Below are 17,781 nucleotides of genomic sequence, written 5' to 3'. Positions count from 1 at the left end.
ATGAAGTTCGCAGATAATTCCCACCAGGCCACCGAATATCTCCGTCAAGTTATTCCACTGATGGTGCATAATGTCATCCCTCCCACCCCGCTGAATTATGCCCTCTGGTATGCCTATGTATCTCAGTCTATCCCCGATCTTAACCAGCAGATGGATAAGGTCTTAGGGATCTACGGTACCTGCCCTAATCGCATCAGCGAACAACTGTTCAGTGAATACCTGATAAAAGATGAAGCGGCGAACTCAGAGGCGGTACAGCGGGCACTGTTATCTGTGATGGGCGATTTGGAAAGCTCGGCATCTAGCACCGTGCAAGATACCGAAGCCTACAATGAGATTCTTCAAGACAGCCTGGCCGCCCTTAAAACCGGTAATGATACGGAATCGTTAGAAGCGATTATTCAAAACCTCTCGGCGAACACTGAATCGATCAGTGAAAGTACCCGACAGTTCCAAACCAAGATTGATGAAGCACAGTCGGAAATCACAAAACTGAAACAAGAGCTCGATCAGTCCCGCCAAGACGCAACGATTGACCCCCTCACCGGCTTATTCAATCGCCGCGTCTTCGATCAAGAGATCAGTGAGCAGGCGGCGAAACCTGAACCCGATGTGTCGCTCATCATGATTGATATCGATTTCTTCAAAAAGTTTAATGACACTTACGGCCATCAGATGGGCGACAAGGTGCTGCAATATGTCGCCAAGCTTATCAAAGAAGCCTGTACTGAGCCGCTGATCCCCGTCCGTTTTGGTGGCGAAGAGTTTTCTATGCTGCTACCCGGCATGAATGTAACGGCCGCCTGTGAGCTGGCCGAGAAGGTACGCCACCGCATCGCCGCCATTCGCATCAAACAAAAGAAAAGCGGCGAAGTGATCAGCTCGGTCACCGCCTCCTTCGGAGTTGCCCGACTGAGTAGCGATGAATCACCGGATAACCTTATCGCCCGCGCCGATGCAGCACTCTATAAAGCGAAAGAAGCGGGCCGTAATAACGTGCAGATCGCCGATTAACCTTTCACTCTCCTGCTTGAGGTGGCGCTTTAGACAGTGATCTAAGGTGCCCCCCTCAACCTATGCTAAGCCCTGTTTGTGCATCCCTGTAAGCTAACACCTCTTCAACGTCTAGCCTCGCCCACATTCTTCACAGCGATACCCTACTTAAGCAAAACCCCGCTAAATGACAAGCGGCTCGCCGAATAAAAACTTAAGACAAAAAAATCCCCGGTCTGCCGAAGCAGCCGGGGCTAAAGTCGATGAAGGTCACTTAACTTACGGGTTCACGCATCGTTACAAACTCTTCCGCAGCGGTAGGGTGTATACCAATGGTGGAATCAAATACCGCCTTGGTTGCACCCGCTTTCAGAGCGACAGCAATGCCCTGAATGATTTCGCCTGCATCGGGGCCAACCATATGCACCCCAAGCACCTTATCTGTGTCACGATCAACCAACATTTTCATGAAGGTTTTCTCATCACTACCACTAAGCGTATGCTTCATTGCTCTGAACTTAGAAGAATAGACATCGACATTGTCATAGAGTTCACGGCTTTTTTCTTCAGAAAGCCCAACGGTGCCAATATTTGGCTGACAGAACACCGCAGTAGCAATCAGGTCGTAATCAACCTTTTGCGCTTGGCCGTCATACAGGTTGCGCACCAGTGCCATACCTTCAGCAAGCGCTACCGGTGTTAATTGCACCCGATCGATCACATCACCGATCGCATACACTGACGGTTCAGCAGTTTGGAACTGATCATCAACAACAATCGCGCCATTGGCTTTTTGTTCCAGATTAATATTTTCCAGCCCCAGATCCTTCACATTAGGTACTCGGCCGGTGGCGTACATAATGGTATCGGCTTCTAGCGTGGTACCGTCAGTCAGGTACGCCAGTAATGAACCATCGGCCTGCTTGTCAATCTTCTCAATATTGTTATTGAAGCGCAGCGAAACATTTTTCTTCGCCACTTCTTCAGCGGTAAATTCACGCACTTCTTGGTCAAAGCCACGCAGGAACATATCACCACGGTAAACCAGTGATGTTTCAGCGCCCAAGCCAGCAAAAATACCGGCAAACTCAACGGCAATATAACCACCGCCGACCACAATGGCACGTTTAGGAAATTCATCCAGATAGAACACTTCATTAGAGCTAATAACATGCTCACTGCCCGGGAACTCAGGCACGAAAGGCCAACCGCCTGTGGCGATCAGAATACGTTCGGCGGTATATTCTTTACCCGCAACCTCAACACTGTTCGGCCCGGTGATTTTTGCGCGACCATCCAGCAGGTTAACGCCGGAATTAACCAACATATTGCGGTAAATACCGTTCAGCCGTTCAATCTCTTTGGTTTTGTTATCCCGCAAGGTCGGCCAATCAAAGGTTGATTTACCCACCGTCCAACCAAATCCGGCGGCGTTTTCAAAATCTTCAGTAAAATGAGAGCCGTACACGAACAACTTCTTAGGTACACAACCCACATTCACGCAGGTGCCACCTAAATAACGATCTTCAGCCATACCAACCCGAACGCCCATGCCTGCAGCCATACGTCCAGCCCGCACACCGCCAGAACCAGCACCAATTACAAACAGGTCAAAATCAAATTCTGCCACAGAGATCCCCTTAACACAGATAACAATTAACTGAACAAACAGAACGGCGACGCCAGACTTCTGCCCGATAAAACTTTATGGGCCTTAATCTACCTGCTGTGGTGCCATGATGCCAATAAAGATCAACAAAATTGGTAATAGGGTTTTTCAATCGCCCGCGATTGCACTTTTTTTATCTGAAGGTTAACGTAGGCGCCATATCGCACCTCTTATCGATTTTCCTTTGGATGTAGCATGAAACTGATCTCATTTAACACCAACGGCCTACGCGCCCGCCCGCATCAAATTAAAGCCCTGATTGACAAACATCAGCCCGACGTCATCGGCATTCAAGAAACCAAAGTACATGATGATGAATTCCCCCAAGAGATGATTACCTCACTGGGCTATCATGTGGAATATCACGGCCAGAAAGGCCATTACGGTGTTTGTCTAATCTCTAAACTACCACCGGTGAGCATTGAGAAGGGCTTCCCCGGTGATGATAGCGACGCTCAGAAACGGATGATCATCGGTGAATATGATATCGACGGTGTGCGAGTTAAAGTACTGAACGGTTATTTCCCTCAGGGTGAAAACATTGCCCATGAAACTAAATACCCCGCAAAGCGTAAATACTATAACGACCTACAAGACTACCTTGAACAGCACTGCGATCCCGAGCAGGCCTTGGTGGTGATGGGCGACTTGAATATCTCACCGCAAGAGATCGATATCGGCATCGGCGAAGTTAACCGCAAACGCTGGCTGAAATCCGGCAAAACCAGCTTTCAACCGGAAGAACGTGAATGGTTAGCTCGCCTACTCGGTTGGGGCCTCAAAGACACCTTCCGTAAAATCCATCCCGATACCGACAACCTGTTTAGCTGGTTTGATTACCGCAGCAAGGGGTTTGATGACGAACCCAAACGCGGTTTGCGTATCGACGCGGTACTAGCAACCGACTCACTCTACCAGCGCTGCACCGACGCCAATATCGATTACGATATCCGCGGCATGGAAAAGCCTTCAGATCACGCCCCTATTTGGGCCGAGTTTAAATAACCACAACCGGCTATGGACATAAGCTTTCAAGACTTAACATTCGATATTGTCTTTTAAGCTTAAAACTAATCAAGGTTTTGCTCGGGTCATAGGTCGTTTAAGTAGGCTCAACCTATATCATTCACCTGAATGAATGACTTGATCCGTGCAGTTATGGCAACCGGGTTCGTGAAATAACCGGCTCGAATAAGCAATAGCCTCAAAGGCCTAGGAGCATAGTCATGATAAAAGCATTCTGCGCCCTACTCTCCAGCCTTATGCTGGGAGCCGCTGGATTCTTACTGTTTGCATTGAGCCACGTAAAACCTGGCAGTTTCACCGGCGCCATCCAAGCAACCGGCAACGAAGTCCCCTATATCACATCGTTACTCATGGAAAATATCCAATATTGGTGGGTTATGCTCCTGACTCTCGTGGTGTGCGGGCTTGCTCCATTGTTGTTTAACCGACCTAAAGCAGCTCTATTCCTCTCTCTGGGCTGTCTGCTTTTAGTGATCTTTGCCGCCTATGCTAATGTCTCTTATTCGCTGGCCGGCATATAAATCTCTCTGACGTATAGCTATCTCTGGCCGCCAAAGCACCTTACAACAACAGGTTTCAGTACTCGCACAACAAGCCTTCACCACAAATTAAAAACAGCACTAAGGTCTTTTCTTGAAACTCAGTAAACGATTAACCCAGATTGAACGGATGGTAACACCCGGCTATAGCCATATCTGGGATTGCTGTTGTGACCATGGTCATCTCGGTGCGGCCCTACTCTCTCACAGCAGCGCTCAGATCCATTTTGTGGATATCGTCCCCGCACTGATCACTGAATTAGAAAACCGACTGCAACAGCATTACCCCGATCTCGCTGAACGCTGGACTCCCCACTGTCTTGATGTCGCGGCATTGCCCTTAGAACAGCACAGCAGTAGGCAACTGATCATTATTGCGGGGGTAGGTGGCGATCTCATTAAGCAGTTTGTTAGCGCTATTCAACAAACACATATGGGCTTGAGCCTCGATTTTCTACTCTGCCCCGTGCACCATCAATTTGCCTTGCGTCAGACGTTGATCGAACTAAATTTCAGCTTAAAAGATGAAGCGCTGATTGAAGAAAACCATCGCTTTTACGAAATCATGCTGGTGTCATCTGAAAGCGATTCCGGTAGGCCTATCAGCCCAGTGGGTGACACGCTATGGCAGGCCCATTCAGAGGATCAACAGAGCATCATTCAACGCTATTTACAGACAACGCTGAATCACTACCAACGGATGCAACAGGGTAGCTCCGTGGATGTGAGCCACATTATAGAGGCTTATCGCGCGATCAACGATTAAGGCTTTGAGTGCAGCCCAAGCGATAAAGAAGCTATCATTAAGCTGCATCCCTTATTAGCAGAGGCATTAGCCAGTCTGATGCAATTTGCCTCAACTGTGGCATATTGCTACAATCAACCCATATTGATACTTAAGAGGCTATCACTGTGGCAACCACTAGCATTCGACTAGACCAAGAGCTTATTAATAAAGCGACTATTATGGCGAAAGCCTTAAATAGAACACCACCCAAGCAAATTGAACATTGGGCAAAAATTGGTGAAATGATGGAGGATAATCCAGATTTACCATACGAGTTTGTGAAGCAAGCCATCATTGCCCAAGCGGAAAAAGAAGCAGGGAAACTTGAGAGCTACGATTTTGGCTAATACAAAGCGGATTTTACAAACGCCAAGCTTCAAAAAAGCGGTAAAAAAACTCAAACCTAACCAAAAAAAAGATCTAGATTCAGCCATCAAAACGTTGATGGAAGACCCAACCCTTGGCGAACAGAAAAAAGGTGACTTATCTTTTTTACGTGTCCATAAATTTAAAATGAGCAAGCAGCTAACACTATTAGGTTACAGCTTTAATGATGGCACATTAACGCTAGAATTAATGACACTCGGCTCTCATGAAAATTTTTACCGCGACATCAAACGCAACTGAGCAACTGATAAGTAGCGAGCAAAGCGGCATCATTCAACGCTATTTACAGACAACGCTGAATCACGACCAACGGATGCAACAGGGTAGCTCCGTGGATGTGAGCCACATTATCGAGGCTTATCGTTCGGTCATTGATTAAGCCCTTGATTGGGTGCCATAGAGAGAGCAAGGATGCATGAACTAGGTTATCGCTTCATACTGCTTATCGGCACGGGGGCATGCCTCGCTACACCAGTGCTTGCCGATACCGGTTCCAAACGAACAAGCAGCCATGGGTTTTGCCTTTTTAATCACCGTCTTTGTCGCACGGGTTAACTCCGTTGATATACATCCGAACGATGGCCGACCTTTATAACCTGTACCACAAGCTCATTATCTCTGATTTCATAAATGATTCTGTAAAGCCCTTGGCGAATACGATATAGATTTTGACCAGTTAACTTGATCGCACCTTCTCTTCGAGGGTTTGTAGCTAATGAGTCTATTCTTGCCAATATTTTTTTAATATCAGCTTGAGGAAGTGCCTTGAAATCCTTAGTGACAGACTTCTTGAAAGTGATTTTATATTTTTCCATCAGCTTCCAAACTGTTTAACAGTTCTTCGTAAGATATTTCAGGCTCACTCGCTCGCTGTCTCACGGCGGTGAGGTCTTCTTGGTCTTCACGCATAAGCAACCGTACGGCTTCATCAATAAGCTCTGAGACCGATGTGTTAGAAGACGCCGCTTTGAGTTTTAAAGCGTTATGGATTGAAGGCTCGAAATAAACAGTCGAACGTTTGGATAAAGTACTCATAAATCACCTTTGGTTGGATAGCGTTATGACATTCTAACATCATAACGTTATGGTGACGAAGTTTCGCACAATCAGGGGAGATGGCAGAAACCAATGCAATCTCTCAATCAGCCCCATGGATGACACTATGGAGGCTACGCCCCTGCCATAAACCCGCCTAAATCTAAATAGTCGCATGCCGTTAAATCAAAGCGTTAGGTCATATCACCACTCCAATCAAGTCAACCTCACTTCTTGGGCAAGCTCCCCCGCCGATGCCTGAATAATATCAACCAAGCTGCGTGCGGCGGTTGAAAGTGGATAGCGCTTGCGAGTGACGATCCCCACTGGGCGGGACATCACCGGCGTATGGAGTTCACGACAGACCGCGCCCTGTTCACGCATCTGCCCGATACACAACGAAGGCACTGCACTGACACCCAAGCCGGTCACGACCATGCGACCAATGGTGGCCAACTGATGGGTTTCAAATTCTGGGTGAACCTGCATGCCTAATTGACGCAACTTGGCTTCGATCAATAAACGGATACTGGAGGGCCGCTGTAAGGCGATAAAGTCATTTTTCAGCAGCGCCTGCCAAGCAATATCCTGACGTTCGGCTAATTCATGTTCGGGGTACACCACGGCAACAAAGCGGTCATCAAATAAGGGTGTAAAGCTTAAGTCTTCAGAGCGGCCCGGATCAAAGGTGAGACCCACTTCAACCTGACCGTTACGCACCATATCCACCACATCTTCGGCAATGACATCATTGACCGTGACACTGACACTGGGGTAAAGCACCCGGTATTCACGAATCAATCCCGGTAACAAACTACTGGCAAATGAGGGCATGGCCGCCAATACGACTCGGCCTCGGTTCATAGCGAAACGCTGGTTAAGGTCGTCGAGAGCGGTATCACAATCCTGCAGTATCTTACGGGCAACCGGATAGAACTCTTCCCCTTCAGGCGTGAGTGCAATCGCCCGAGTGGTACGGCTAAAGAGCGCACCACCGACCTCCTCTTCAAGGTTTTTAATGGCGATGCTCAGTGCCGGTTGTGACAAATGCACCTGTATACAGGCATCGGTAAAGCTCTGGGTGCGGGCAACCGCCACAAAGGCTTTCAACTGTTTAAGGGTAATATTAGCCATATTTCACCGGCGGTTATGTACTCTAATGAGTCTATTAAAAAGATAATTGACAGTCTATTTATTAATAAATCTTATAAATAGTTTAAATCATTAAATTTGCTAAATAATAGCCAGTATATGAGACTTAACCCACTGATCCACTCGATTGACCTTTTTAGGCCAACCGATATGGATCAGAATCGTTGCATCAGGTACCCGGTGTTCTGGCAACAGGGCTGTCCCAGCCGGGTATCTGCCTATAACAACAACAGCTAATGCGGAGTTGCACACATGTCGGGTTTCAACAAGGTAGTAAATAGCTACGAAGAAGCGATGGCAGGCCTGGAAGATGGCATGACCGTTATCGCAGGCGGCTTCGGCCTTTGCGGTATCCCTGAGAATCTGATCAAGCAGATCAGAACGATGGGCACAAAAGATCTCACCGTTGTCTCAAATAACTGCGGTATCGATGACTTCGGTCTCGGTATTCTACTGGTTGATCGTCAAATCAGAAAAATGGTTTCCTCTTACGTTGGCGAAAACGCACTGTTTGAAAAACAGCTGCTGGCTGGCGAACTTGAGGTTGAACTCACCCCACAGGGCACACTGGCCGAGAAGATGCGTGCTGGCGGCGCTGGCATCCCTGCGTTCTATACCGCAACAGGCTACGGCACACCGGTGGGTGATGGTAAAGAAGTACGCGAATTTAACGGCCGACACTATATTATGGAAGAGTCGATTACCGGTGACTTCGCCATTGTTAAAGGTTGGAAAGCCGACACTTACGGCAATGTTGTCTACCGCGACACCGCTCAGAATTTTAATCCGATGGCTGCGACAGCCGGCAAAATCACCGTGGTTGAAGTGGAAGAGATCGTCGAACCCGGCGAGTTGAACCCTAGCGAGATTCATACCCCCGGCATCTACGTCAATCGGGTGATTAAAGGCACCTTCGAGAAGCGTATTGAGCAGCGTACCGTACGTCAGGGCTAAACAATAATAATGTATTCCAGATAGCTGTGTGTTGATAACGGCTATTAGGGAGAAGAGGAAAAACAATGGCACTCTCTCGTGAACAGATGGCTCAGCGTGTTGCACGCGAGCTTCAGGATGGTTTTTACGTCAACCTGGGCATCGGTATCCCCACACTGGTTGCAAACTATGTCCCTGCGGGGATCGAAGTAATGCTGCAGTCCGAAAACGGTTTGCTGGGTATGGGCCCTTTCCCAACCGAAGATGAAATTGATGCGGATATGATAAACGCCGGTAAGCAAACCGTAACGGCGGCTACGGGCGCATCGATTTTCTCCTCAGCGGAATCCTTTGCCATGATTCGTGGCGGACACGTTGATCTCACGGTATTGGGCGCATTTGAAGTCGATGTGAACGGTAATATCGCTTCGTGGATGATTCCCGGCAAACTAATTAAAGGCATGGGCGGTGCGATGGATCTCGTAGCCGGCGCGGATAATATTATCGTGACCATGACCCACGCATCTAAGCATGGCGAATCTAAACTACTGACCGAATGCTCACTGCCGCTGACTGGCCGTGGTTGCATTAAGAAAGTATTGACCGACCTCGCCTACCTCGAAATTGAAGATGGCGCTTTCCATCTGAAAGAGCGGGCACCGGGTGTGTCCGTCGAAGAGATTATCGAGAAGACCGAAGGCAAATTGATTGTGCCGGACAACGTACCGGAAATGACTTTCGCTTAAGACGATAACGCTAACAAGTATGTCCCCACAAAAAAAGGCTGATGTTTACACATCAGCCTTTTTTATTACTCTTTTCTAGTGCTTTATTTAAGTACTTTGCTTAAGCGCAATACCTTACCATCTTGTTTAAGTTATTAATTTAAGTAATTTATTTATAGATATTTTTACTTCATTAATAAAGCAATTTAACCCTTGATCACAAACGGTTAATTCAACCGAGCAATATGGTTGATAAACACTTCAGGCTCGATCACACCGATGAGGGTCATATTCGCCTGCAACGTGCCTGCACGATCATAGAAGATCAAAGCAGGCGGGCCTATCACACGGTAATCACGGCTCAACTCTTTTGCGGCATCATCATTCGCGGTAACATCAACTTTGATGCGTGAGAAGCCGCTCAGCCCCTGCTGTACCCCGGCATCCGAAAAGGTAAACAGATCCAACTCGACACAGGCAACGCACCAGTCAGCATAGAAATCGAGCATCACTGGCTTATTTTGCGCCTTTGCTTCCGCTAACAACTGATCCAACTGGGTCTTATTGGTCACGGTGACAAACCTCATCTCCGTCGCCGCTTGAGCCGGGGCTGCGGCAATATTTTTCAGCGGTTGTAGCAAGCTGGTGCCGCCGGTCATACCACCGACAAACAGCAGTGCGCCATAGATAAGCAACACCACGCCGATACCTTTCCAGAACACGCGCCAGCCTCGGGCCTCATCCTGCAACCGATCCAAGGCTTTCATATACACCGCCGCCACCAGCAAGATAACCGCATACAGCAGCAGCGCGATACTATCGTCGATCACCCGATCCAGCATCCACACCGCTAACAACAGCAACATCACCCCAAAACCGGCCTTAACGCTTTCCATCCACGCCCCGGCTTTGGGTAATAATTTGCCCGCCGATGCACCGACAATCAGCAACGGTACGCCCATCCCCATACTTAGGCTGAACAGCGCAGCACCACCGAGCAACGGATCACCGGTCTGACCGATATAGATCAATGCCCCGGCTAACGGCGCCGCCATACAGGGGCCGACAATCAGCGCAGACAAAAAGCCCATCACGGCCACACCCATCACGGTACCGCCTTTCTGGCCGTTACTGAGATTGTTCAAACGGCTTTGTAGCGCATTGGGCAGTTGCAGTTCATAGAAACCAAACATCGACAACGACAGCAGCACAAAGACAAAACTAAACAGACCGATAATCCAGACATTCTGGAACGCTGCCTGCAGGTTCTCACCGAACAAACCCGCAATCACCCCGGCGATGGTATAGGTGACAGCAACTGCCAGCACATACACCAGTGATAGCATAAAGCCATGCATGGCCGTGGTGCGATGCCCCTGCCCGGCAATAATACTCGATAGAATAGGAATCATCGGGAACACACAGGGGGTCAGCGCCAAGGCTAACCCGGCGACAAAGAAGGCACCCAGCGTTAACAGCAAGCTGCTACCGGAAATCATGGCCGCAAAACGGTCCTGCTCGCTTTGAATGACCGGTGCAACGGTATTCGTCTGACCGGCTGTATTCTCAGTCATCGCCGCTGAGCTATTCACCACTGATGATGAGCTATCGACGTTAACGGTATTCACAGGAAGCTGTTTTAGGTCAATGGTGGTGGTGACCGGTGGATAACAGATACCGCCATCCCAGCAACCTTGATAGGTAATCGTGACGGTGCTATCCACCGGCTGACCGGTGCTGCTGGTCAGGTCTAGATCTACTAGCGCTTGATTGTGATACACCCAAACCCGGCCAAACAAAGGATCGTCCTTTTGTTCCGCCTCGGAGTAACTGCGTTTTAACTCGGCAACCTCAGAGCCATAACGCAGTTCGATTTTGTCGCGATAAAGATAGTAGCCATCTTTGATCGTCCAGATCAGTTTAAGCTGCCCTTCGCTCTGTTCACTGTCCAGCAGATAGACCTGATCGACCGGCAAAGGTCCATCCTGTTGTGCGCTGAACGGGTTGGCATTATCAAACAGTCCCGCCTTGGCCGGCAGGCTAAACTGAAGCAGTGTCATCATCAGCACGGCGATTAGGGTAACGCCTAAACGGGGCCAGACAACAGGGTGAAATACTACAGGCACAGTAACCTCTTCATCTATAAGTCGGATCGATCAGCCTAGTGGACAGCGTTATGCTTAATCAGTTCGCACAGGGGCGAGAGATAGCACAAAAAAGTTATCTACGATGTTGATAATGATGCGCAATATCAAAGGCCGACATATTTAATCCAATTGTATCATCCGATCACCTCAGTCAGCACTTAAACCTTTGCGCTTAATATGTTACAAAGTACCTCCTTTACGAACGCGCTAACGGGTGTACAGAGTAAAGGCTGTACACTTTAGGAAATTGAGATGTCTGATAACCGAGTCGAAAACCTCAATATTGAGAGTAATGACGTACTGATCACTCCTGATCAGTTGAAAGCAAAATTAGCCCTGTCAGAAGCAGCGGCCACTTCCGTGATGGAAGGTCGCCAGATTATTAAAAATATTCTGAAAGGCGAAGATAAGCGCCTGTTTGTCGTGGTTGGCCCCTGCTCTATTCACGACCCAAAAGCAGCCCTTGAATATGGTCAGAAGCTAAAGCAGCTTGCTGAGCAAGTAAAAGACACTCTCTATCTGGTTATGCGCGTCTATTTTGAGAAGCCTCGAACCACTGTCGGCTGGAAAGGCTTGATTAACGATCCTCGTATGGATGACTCTTTTCAAATTGAAGAGGGCCTACATATCGGTCGTGAATTGCTGCTACAACTGGCCGAGGCGGGTTTGCCACTGGCGACTGAAGCCCTCGACCCGATCTCACCACAGTATATCCAAGATCTGATTGCTTGGTCGGCTATTGGTGCGCGCACCACCGAATCCCAGACGCACCGTGAGATGTCCAGCGGACTGTCTGGCGCTGTGGGGCTTAAAAATGGCACTGACGGTGGCCTGACCGTGGCGATCAACGCTCTAGAATCGGTTGCTCACCCACACAGTTTTCTCGGTATTAACGAACAGGGCCAAGTGTCCATCGTGCGTACCCGAGGCAACAAATACGGCCATGTTGTATTGCGCGGCGGCAATGGCAAACCTAATTATGATTCGGTTCATGTGGCACTGTGTGAACAGGCGTTGGAAAAAGCCGGCCTGAAGCAAAACATCATGATTGACTGTAGCCACGCCAATTCCAACAAGGATCCTGCGCTACAACCACTGGTGATGGAAAATGCTACCAACCAGATCATTGATGGCAACAAATCAATCGTTGGCCTAATGGTGGAATCTAACCTCGGTTGGGGCAATCAAAAAATGACGGACAATCCAGCTGATCTTCAATATGGTGTCTCCATCACCGATGCTTGTATCGATTGGGACACTACCGAGAAAACCCTGCTCGATATGCACAACAAACTCAAAGACGTTTTGCCAAACCGCTAATCGTCTCACGCGACACCCAAGGGATCTTCGGATCCCTTTTTTATTGCTTATCAGTCTAAAACCGCAAAACCAACCCCCTTTATCGGTAATAAAACTACAGTCATACTATCTTTTAGTCGATAAGATCCCTCTGAATCGGTCTAACTACTTCAGTATTAGTAATTTTTTAACGTATAATGCGCCCGCGGAATAATTAATTACGGGCTTACGCAAAGATGTAACGAATAGCCATAAGCTGTTCTGTTAAGCCTCTGGCTACCAGCCAAATGACAAGGGGATACAATGACTACAACGAATCAAACTATTTACTGGACCCTGACCGACGAAGCACCCTCACTGGCAACCTGTTCTTTGTTACCTATTGTAAGAACATTTGCTAAAGCGGCCGGCATCGACGTTAAAATCAGCGACATCTCTCTAGCAAGCCGCGTTCTCTCGGCATTCCCCGAAAAGCTGACCGAAGAGCAAAAAGCGGAAGATGGGTTGAAATTCCTGGGTGCACTCACTCAAGATCCACACGCTAACATCATCAAACTACCTAATATTTCTGCCTCTATCCCTCAGCTGAAAGCCTGCATCGCAGAACTTCAAGCGCAAGGCTGCGATATCCCTAACTACCCTGAAGCCCCTGAGACAGACGAAGATAAAGCCATTCAGGCTCGTTATTCTAAAATCCTCGGCTCTGCGGTAAACCCGGTTCTACGTGAAGGTAACTCTGACCGTCGTGCCCCAAGTGCTGTAAAAGCCTATGTCCGTAAATTCCCACACTCTATGGGTAAGTGGAGCAAGGCTTCCCGTACCCATGCGGATTATATGCGCGACGGTGACTTCTTCTCTAGCGAACAATCCATCACTATGGATCAAGCTGGCGATGTACGTCTTGAGTTTGTTGACCAAGCCGGCAACGTTGAAGTTAAAAAAGAACTGAGCCTAGAACAAGGCGAGATTCTGGACAGCATGCGCATGAGCTGCAAAGCCCTGCGCGAGTTCTTTGAAGAAACCATGCAAGACGCTAAAGATAGCGGCGTCATGTGGTCTCTACACGTAAAAGCAACCATGATGAAGGTATCTCACCCGATCGTCTTCGGTCACGCGGTTACTGTATTCTACAAAGAGCTGTTTGATAAATACGGCGACCTGTTCGAAGAACTGGGTGTTAATCCTAACAACGGTATCAGCAGCGTATACGACAAAATCGCTACCCTGCCAACCTCTAAGCGTGAAGAGATCGAAGAAGCGATCCATGAGTGCCTAGAACACCGTCCAGAAATGGCGATGGTTGATTCCGTTAAAGGTATTACCAACCTGCACGTTCCTTCTGATGTGATCGTCGATGCGTCTATGCCTGCCATGATCCGTAATGGCGGTAAGATGTGGGGTCCTGATGGCAAGCCTAAAGATACTAAAGCTGTCATGCCTGAAAGCACGTACGCCCGTATCTATCAGGAAATGATCAACTTCTGTAAAACGAACGGCGCTTTCGATCCAACTACGATGGGTACTGTCCCTAACGTTGGTCTGATGGCTCGTAAAGCAGAAGAGTATGGTTCGCACGATAAAACCTTCGAAATCATGGCTGACGGCATTATGCGTGTTGTTACTGCTGACGGCACTGTGCTGATGCAACATGATGTTGAGAAAGGTGATATCTGGCGTGCTTGCCAAACCAAAGACGACGCCGTGCGCGACTGGGTTAAACTGGCTGTTACCCGTGCCCGTCAATCCGGTATGCCAACCGTCTTCTGGTTGGACTACAAACGTGCCCACGATGCTGAACTGATCAAAAAAGTTAAACTGTACCTGCAAGACTATGATACCGACGGTCTTGAGATCACAATCAAAACTTACAATCAGGCAATTCGTTACAGCATGGATCGCATGATCCGTGGTAACGATACCATCTCAGTAACCGGTAACGTACTGCGTGATTACCTGACTGACCTGTTCCCTATTATGGAACTGGGCACATCCGCGAAAATGCTGTCTATCGTACCTATGCTGAAAGGCGGCGGTATGTATGAAACAGGCGCTGGCGGCTCTGCTCCTAAGCACGTACAACAGGTTCAAGAAGAAAACCACCTGCGTTGGGACTCTCTCGGTGAATTCCTTGCTCTGGCTGTCTCTCTGGAAGAGATGGGCATCAAAGAAGGCAACAAGCGTGCTGATATCCTAGCGAAAACACTGGACTCAGCCACCGGTAAACTGCTGGAGAACAACAAGTCTCCTTCACGTAAAACTGGCGAACTGGATAACCGTGGTAGCCACTTCTATCTCGGTATGTACTGGGCACAAGAAGTTGCCGCTCAGACTGAAGATCCAGAGCTGGCCGCTATGTTCGCACCACTGGCGAAAACACTGACTGACAACGAAGCTCAGATCATTGCCGAGCTGAGTGCTGTTCAGGGTACACCTGCTAACTTAGGGGGTTACTACCACGCTAACCGCGAAGACGTTAAGAAAGTGATGCGTCCAAGCGCAACGCTGAACGCAGCATTGGCAGCCCTGTCTTAATCGACACTCTACCAATACCGCTTAAGGGCTCGCCCCTTAAGCGCTAAAAAAACCCGGATCAGTTTAGACTGATCCGGGTTTTTTATGACTTCAGATTAACTAGATTTTAATCGCTATCACGCGTCAGCTTTCTCAATGCAGCTTCATCTTCGGCTTAACCGTACCGCCAATCTTCTGTGCAAAATACACCGCCGATGCTTTTAACCAGCCATGTATGGCCACCTGATGCATACGGTAAAGCGAGATATACACCAGCCGGGCAATGCGCCCTTCAATAAACATCGAGCCGTTAGTAAGGTTGCCCATCAGACTACCCACCGTACTGTAGCGACTAAGATTAACCAACGAGCCATGATCTTTATAAAGGTAGCTCTGTAACGGCTTACCTTGCTCTGACAATAAAATATTTTTATACACTAACGAGGCCATCTGATGCGCCGACTGCGCCCGTGGTGGCACCCAACTGCCGTCGGGCTGTTCGCAGGCACAGCAATCACCAATCACATAAATGGCATCATCAACACTGCTTTGCAAGCTCGGCTTAACGATGATCTGACCGTTACGATTCGTCTCAAACAGGTCGATGGACTTAATGAAGTCTGGCGCTTTAACCCCCGCTGCCCAGACCTGTAGATCCGCGGCAATTAGCTGCTCGTCTTGGGTCACAAAACCGGCATCGGTCGCCTGTGTCACCCGCACATTTTCATGGATGCTAATGCCCAACTCATTCAGTTCTTTCTTCGCCGCCACGGCTATCCGCTGCGGTAACGCCGGCAAGATTCGCGGGCCGGCTTCAATTAAATGGATTTTCAATCGCTTAGCCGACATCTCTGGCATGCCATAAAACTTAAACAGGTCGGCGACATGGTTTAACTCGGCGGCCAGTTCGACACCGGTAGCACCACCGCCAACAATGGCCAGTTGCAGCTCAGTATCCGCAGCGCTCTGATTGATACGCAGAAATTGATTTAACAGCGCCCGATGAAAACGCTCGGCTTGCTGATGGGAGTCGAGAAAGTAGCTATGTTCCGCTACGCCAGGGGTACCAAAATCATTACTCACACTGCCAACCGCCATGACCAGGGTATCGAAAGCCAGCTCCCGCTCAGGTAGTACCTCTTTACCTTCGTCATCTTTCAGGGATTCTAGGCGGATACATTTGGCGACCCGATCCAGACCGATCATAGTGCCGAGCTGAAACTCATAATAATGTGCCGCACAGTGCGCACGATAGACCACACCATCACTGCTCATATCTAATGAACCGGTCGCCACTTCATGCAACAACGGCTTCCAGATATGGCTACGGTTTCGGTCCACCAAGATAATTCTAGCGCGTTTCTTTTTACCCAGCTTATGGCCAAGCTGGGTGGCCAGCTCAAGACCGCCGGCCCCGCCTCCTACGATTACGATAGTTTTCATCATTTATCCTCAAAAAAGTCAGGTTAGCGCTGGATCCACCAACACTAACCTCACCCATCTGCTGAAACAGCGGTGCTATCGTCACCATACTACTAAGCCACCCATAACGCAGTTTATCTATCGGCCAAAGGGTGGATCAAACCATTCATCAGGATAACATCCTACGTCGTAATATCAGGCCATTCGGTTATTAATTCAATACCACGTGCGACATAGAAACCCAAAGGGTTACACAAAATGCTCTGATAAATTGACATAGAAACAGCGATTAATACAGCCGTAAATAAAGAAACTAAGGCTATATCCCTAAGCAAGGGAGATACATAGCGCTCTGTGGCGGGGAAGAATTGTTGAGATAACGCCCCGTTGCGAGGCGTTGGTTTGTCTTAATCGATCAGGGTATCGATTAGATCGATCATAAACTCGGTCTGCTCGGCATCCATCGGTTCCCATGACGAGATCCCCATGCTTTCAAGTACACCTTTGCCTTTTTCATTATCTTGCATCGTCAGCAACGCCGCCTGTATCGCCGGAATATGCTCCGCCATGCGCGGCCCCACTAACAAACTATGGTGAACCACGCTAATTTCACTGCGTACTAACACCCGCATCCGCGAACGGATCAGCTCTGACAGTTCGTCATAGGCCGCTTTCAGAAAGAAGCCAACGTCGGCATTGTCGTTTAGTAAGCTCTTAGCCCCCACCACATAACTGCTGTACTGCTTGATCTCGGTGTTGCTGCTATCGAGATCGGCAGACTCCAACATGATCATCCCCAGGGTATGTACATCGGGATCATCAGTGGTGGCAATGCGACAACCGGGTGCAAGATCCTCAACCGTCTGAAAGGCCGATTCCGCATTCACGGCAATCACAGTCTCATCCGATTGACTCGTAGGTCGGACCACGGCTTGAAATCCCAACTCCCTGACCAACATCGATGCGTCGTAGGGGTTGGCATAGATGAGATCAAACTTATCCGCGCGAATATCTTTGCGTTGCGCGTCAAAGCTATCATAGAGCTCTAAATGAATACCGATATCCAGCGTGCGCTGCAACCAGGTATTAAAAAAATACCAGCCTGAAATATGGTCAGGCGCAAAATCTGGACTGACCGTGAGATTGAATGTCATGC

17 protein-coding genes are annotated in these 17,781 nt (G+C 48.6%); 10 read left to right on the top strand and 7 right to left on the bottom strand.

Features of this window, described 5'->3' with window-relative positions:
• Entirely contained in the window at positions 1–1,014 is a 1,014-nt protein-coding gene (locus ACN0T0_RS06555; protein WP_417224389.1) for a GGDEF domain-containing protein, read from the top strand.
• Between the two features lie 253 nt (positions 1,015–1,267).
• Here the strand turns inward: ACN0T0_RS06555 and gorA are convergent, their stop codons facing one another.
• Positions 1,268–2,623, bottom strand: a complete 1,356-nt coding sequence (gene gorA / locus ACN0T0_RS06550; RefSeq protein WP_417224387.1) for a glutathione-disulfide reductase — start codon at positions 2,621–2,623, stop codon at positions 1,268–1,270.
• Positions 2,624–2,857: 234 nt separating this feature from the next.
• On the opposite strand from gorA, the gene xthA reads away from it, so the two are divergent.
• From xthA to ACN0T0_RS06525, 5 genes are all read left to right on the top strand, one after another.
• Positions 2,858–3,667, top strand: a complete 810-nt coding sequence (xthA, locus tag ACN0T0_RS06545; RefSeq protein WP_417224386.1) for an exodeoxyribonuclease III — start codon at positions 2,858–2,860, stop codon at positions 3,665–3,667.
• Between the two features lie 221 nt (positions 3,668–3,888).
• On the top strand, positions 3,889–4,209 hold the full coding sequence (locus ACN0T0_RS06540) for a hypothetical protein (RefSeq protein ID WP_417224384.1): 321 nt from the start codon (positions 3,889–3,891) through the stop codon (positions 4,207–4,209).
• A gap of 112 nt (positions 4,210–4,321) precedes the next feature.
• Complete coding sequence (locus tag ACN0T0_RS06535) at positions 4,322–4,993, top strand: tRNA (adenine(22)-N(1))-methyltransferase (RefSeq protein ID WP_417224382.1); 672 nt, start codon at positions 4,322–4,324, stop codon at positions 4,991–4,993.
• A gap of 146 nt (positions 4,994–5,139) precedes the next feature.
• The gene (locus tag ACN0T0_RS06530; RefSeq protein WP_417224380.1) at positions 5,140–5,361 is read left to right on the top strand and encodes a TA system antitoxin ParD family protein; all 222 of its coding nucleotides are present in this window, start codon (positions 5,140–5,142) and stop codon (positions 5,359–5,361) included.
• Positions 5,354–5,641 carry a type II toxin-antitoxin system RelE/ParE family toxin gene (locus ACN0T0_RS06525; RefSeq protein ID WP_417224378.1) on the top strand — a complete coding sequence of 96 codons (288 nt, stop codon included), beginning with the start codon at positions 5,354–5,356 and terminating at the stop codon, positions 5,639–5,641. The genes ACN0T0_RS06530 and ACN0T0_RS06525 overlap by 8 nt, the downstream gene beginning before the upstream one ends.
• Positions 5,642–5,952: 311 nt before the next feature.
• Here the strand turns inward: ACN0T0_RS06525 and ACN0T0_RS06520 are convergent, their stop codons facing one another.
• The 3 genes from ACN0T0_RS06520 to ACN0T0_RS06510 form a co-directional block, all read right to left on the bottom strand.
• Positions 5,953–6,216 carry a type II toxin-antitoxin system RelE family toxin gene (locus tag ACN0T0_RS06520; RefSeq protein ID WP_417224377.1) on the bottom strand — a complete coding sequence of 88 codons (264 nt, stop codon included), beginning with the start codon at positions 6,214–6,216 and terminating at the stop codon, positions 5,953–5,955.
• Positions 6,203–6,436 (bottom strand): ribbon-helix-helix domain-containing protein, encoded by a 234-nt coding sequence (locus tag ACN0T0_RS06515; protein WP_417224375.1) that lies wholly within the window; start codon positions 6,434–6,436, stop codon positions 6,203–6,205. Before ACN0T0_RS06515 ends, ACN0T0_RS06520 begins: the two co-directional genes overlap by 14 nt.
• A gap of 216 nt (positions 6,437–6,652) precedes the next feature.
• A complete protein-coding gene (locus tag ACN0T0_RS06510) occupies positions 6,653–7,570 on the bottom strand; it encodes a LysR substrate-binding domain-containing protein (protein WP_417224373.1) in 918 nt (305 codons plus the stop codon).
• Positions 7,571–7,840: 270 nt separating this feature from the next.
• On the opposite strand from ACN0T0_RS06510, the gene ACN0T0_RS06505 reads away from it, so the two are divergent.
• Both ACN0T0_RS06505 and ACN0T0_RS06500 read left to right on the top strand, forming a co-directional pair.
• A complete protein-coding gene (locus ACN0T0_RS06505; RefSeq protein ID WP_417224371.1) occupies positions 7,841–8,542 on the top strand; it encodes a CoA transferase subunit A in 702 nt (233 codons plus the stop codon).
• Between the two features lie 65 nt (positions 8,543–8,607).
• Positions 8,608–9,267, top strand: coding sequence for a CoA transferase subunit B (locus ACN0T0_RS06500; protein ID WP_126156831.1), 660 nt, complete (start codon positions 8,608–8,610; stop codon positions 9,265–9,267).
• A 206-nt stretch (positions 9,268–9,473) separates the two neighbouring features.
• On the opposite strand, the gene dsbD is transcribed toward ACN0T0_RS06500, so the two are convergent.
• Entirely contained in the window at positions 9,474–11,372 is a 1,899-nt protein-coding gene (gene dsbD / locus ACN0T0_RS06495; RefSeq protein WP_417224369.1) for a protein-disulfide reductase DsbD, read from the bottom strand.
• A 273-nt stretch (positions 11,373–11,645) separates the two neighbouring features.
• On the opposite strand from dsbD, the gene ACN0T0_RS06490 reads away from it, so the two are divergent.
• Positions 11,646–12,713, top strand: a complete 1,068-nt coding sequence (locus tag ACN0T0_RS06490) for a 3-deoxy-7-phosphoheptulonate synthase (protein ID WP_417224367.1) — start codon at positions 11,646–11,648, stop codon at positions 12,711–12,713.
• Between the two features lie 282 nt (positions 12,714–12,995).
• Positions 12,996–15,224 (top strand): NADP-dependent isocitrate dehydrogenase, encoded by a 2,229-nt coding sequence (locus tag ACN0T0_RS06485; RefSeq protein WP_417224365.1) that lies wholly within the window; start codon positions 12,996–12,998, stop codon positions 15,222–15,224.
• Between the two features lie 132 nt (positions 15,225–15,356).
• Here ACN0T0_RS06485 and ACN0T0_RS06480 read toward each other — a convergent pair whose 3' ends face one another.
• Both ACN0T0_RS06480 and ACN0T0_RS06475 read right to left on the bottom strand, forming a co-directional pair.
• Entirely contained in the window at positions 15,357–16,646 is a 1,290-nt protein-coding gene (locus ACN0T0_RS06480; protein WP_417224363.1) for an NAD(P)/FAD-dependent oxidoreductase, read from the bottom strand.
• A gap of 386 nt (positions 16,647–17,032) precedes the next feature.
• Positions 17,033–17,779 (bottom strand): phosphate/phosphite/phosphonate ABC transporter substrate-binding protein, encoded by a 747-nt coding sequence (locus ACN0T0_RS06475; RefSeq protein WP_417224361.1) that lies wholly within the window; start codon positions 17,777–17,779, stop codon positions 17,033–17,035.
• Positions 17,780–17,781: the final 2 nt, after the last annotated feature.

It is taken from the genome of Amphritea sp. (genome assembly GCF_048266285.1).
Lineage (GTDB): Bacteria > Pseudomonadota > Gammaproteobacteria > Pseudomonadales > Balneatricaceae > Amphritea.
Note: the sequence above shows the minus strand (reverse complement) of the source record. Positions and strands in the feature narration are given on the sequence as shown.

Excerpts from the sequence above, each read along its gene's own strand:
- ACN0T0_RS06555 (WP_417224389.1), top strand. The coding sequence starts at position 1 with ATGAAGTTCGCAGATAATTCCCACCAGGCCACCGAATATCTCCGTCAA.
- xthA (WP_417224386.1), top strand. The coding sequence starts at position 2,858 with ATGAAACTGATCTCATTTAACACCAACGGCCTACGCGCCCGCCCGCAT.
- ACN0T0_RS06540 (WP_417224384.1), top strand. The coding sequence starts at position 3,889 with ATGATAAAAGCATTCTGCGCCCTACTCTCCAGCCTTATGCTGGGAGCC.
- ACN0T0_RS06520 (WP_417224377.1), bottom strand. The coding sequence starts at position 6,216 with ATGGAAAAATATAAAATCACTTTCAAGAAGTCTGTCACTAAGGATTTC.
- ACN0T0_RS06515 (WP_417224375.1), bottom strand. The coding sequence starts at position 6,436 with ATGAGTACTTTATCCAAACGTTCGACTGTTTATTTCGAGCCTTCAATC.
- ACN0T0_RS06510 (WP_417224373.1), bottom strand. The coding sequence starts at position 7,570 with ATGGCTAATATTACCCTTAAACAGTTGAAAGCCTTTGTGGCGGTTGCC.
- ACN0T0_RS06505 (WP_417224371.1), top strand. The coding sequence starts at position 7,841 with ATGTCGGGTTTCAACAAGGTAGTAAATAGCTACGAAGAAGCGATGGCA.
- ACN0T0_RS06500 (WP_126156831.1), top strand. The coding sequence starts at position 8,608 with ATGGCACTCTCTCGTGAACAGATGGCTCAGCGTGTTGCACGCGAGCTT.
- ACN0T0_RS06490 (WP_417224367.1), top strand. The coding sequence starts at position 11,646 with ATGTCTGATAACCGAGTCGAAAACCTCAATATTGAGAGTAATGACGTA.
- ACN0T0_RS06485 (WP_417224365.1), top strand. The coding sequence starts at position 12,996 with ATGACTACAACGAATCAAACTATTTACTGGACCCTGACCGACGAAGCA.
- ACN0T0_RS06480 (WP_417224363.1), bottom strand. The coding sequence starts at position 16,646 with ATGAAAACTATCGTAATCGTAGGAGGCGGGGCCGGCGGTCTTGAGCTG.
- ACN0T0_RS06475 (WP_417224361.1), bottom strand. The coding sequence starts at position 17,779 with ATGACATTCAATCTCACGGTCAGTCCAGATTTTGCGCCTGACCATATT.